A 1518-nucleotide genomic window follows, 5' to 3' on the forward strand; every position below is an offset into this window, starting at 1 on the left:
CCCGCCCCACCGACGAGGAGCACACCGCGCCAACCGGAACCACCGCGCACGCCGACGGCACCGCCCGGCCCAGCGCCGGGCCCCGGCACGCCCGGCGCGCCCGGACCGCCCGGCACGCCCGGACCGCCGGGTCCACGGATGCCGACGGGGAGCGACCCGGATGAAGACCCCCGCAGCCCGGCCCGACGCCCGTACCGCCGCCACGCGCCCCCCGCCCGCGGCCGGCGGACGGACGGACGTGCGCCGCTCCGACCCCCTGCTGCGCAACGGGCACCTGCTCACGGCCAGTTCGCTGGTGACCGCCGGGGTCGGCGCCGGCTACTGGGCGCTGGCCGCCCGCCTGTTCACGCCCGCCGCGGTCGGCGTCGGCTTCGCCGCCGTCTCGGCGATGATGTTCCTCGGCGGGGTCGGGCAGCTCAACCTCGTCAACACCATGATCCGTTTCGTCCCGCCGGCCGGGCGGCGGACCGGCCGGCTGGTGGCCCGGGCCTACCTCGCGGCGGCCGGCTGCGGGCTGGTGCTCGGCGCCGGGTTCGTGCTGCTGGTCCCGGAGCTCTCCCCCGGGCTGGACTTCCTGCGCGCGCCGCCCGTCGCGGCCGGGTTCGCCGCCGCCACCGCCGCGTACGCGCTGTTCGTCGTCCAGGACGGGGTGCTGACCGGCCTGCGCCGCGCCGACTGGGTCGTCCTGGAGAACGCCCTGTTCGCCACGGTGAAGCTGCTGATGCTCGTGCTGTTCGCCACCGCCGGGGCGCGAGCCGCGATCCTCGGCTCCTGGGGCGCCGGGCTGGCCTTCTCCGTGCTGTTCACCAACACGTTCATCGTCTTCCGTGCCATCCCGCGGCACGTCCGCCGGGCCGCCACGGGCACCGGCCCGCCGACCGCCACCGGACGGCACTCCCCCACCCTGGGCTACCTGGCGGCCGACTGGACCGGCTCGCTGTGCTGGCTGGCCGCCACCACGCTGCCGCCGCTCATCGTGCTGGGCCGCCTCGGCGCCGCCGCCGGCGCGTACTTCTCGATCGCCTGGCTGGTGGCGTACGCGCTCTACCAGTTCGCGATCAACATGAGCGCCTCCCTGATCGTCGAGGCGACCAGCCCGACGGACTCCCCCGATGCCGCCGGGCACCTGCTGCGCCAGTGCCGGCGGGTGCTGCGCCACAGCGGGGCGGTGCTGGCGGCCGCGGCGCTGTTCGCGACGCCGGCCGCGCCCTGGGTGCTGTCCGTGTTCGGCGCCGACTACGCCCGCGCCGGAACGACGACGCTGCGGCTGCTCGTGCTCTCGGCCCTGCCCAACCTCGTCGTCGCCGTCGCGGTCGCGGCCTGCCGGGTGCAGCGGCGGCTGCGGGTCGTCCTGGCCGTCCTCGCGGCCCAGGCGGCGCTGGCCCTCGGGCTGACCGTGCTGCTGCTGGCGCCGATGGGGGTGACGGGCGCCGGGCTGGCCTGGCTGGTGGCCCAGTGCGCGGTGGCCGGGGCCCTGCTCTGGCGCCGCTCGTGGTGGCTGCCCGCCCGTGCCGAGCC

General features: G+C 77.6%; 1 pseudogene. It reads left to right on the forward strand.

Features of this window, described 5'->3' with window-relative positions:
- Positions 1-160: 160 nt before the first annotated feature.
- Positions 161-1518 (forward strand): annotated as a pseudogene (locus AB0O00_RS36055) (hypothetical protein); the annotation flags it as partial.

Source organism: Kitasatospora sp. NPDC093558, assembly GCF_040683475.1.
Classification (GTDB): domain Bacteria; phylum Actinomycetota; class Actinomycetes; order Streptomycetales; family Streptomycetaceae; genus Kitasatospora.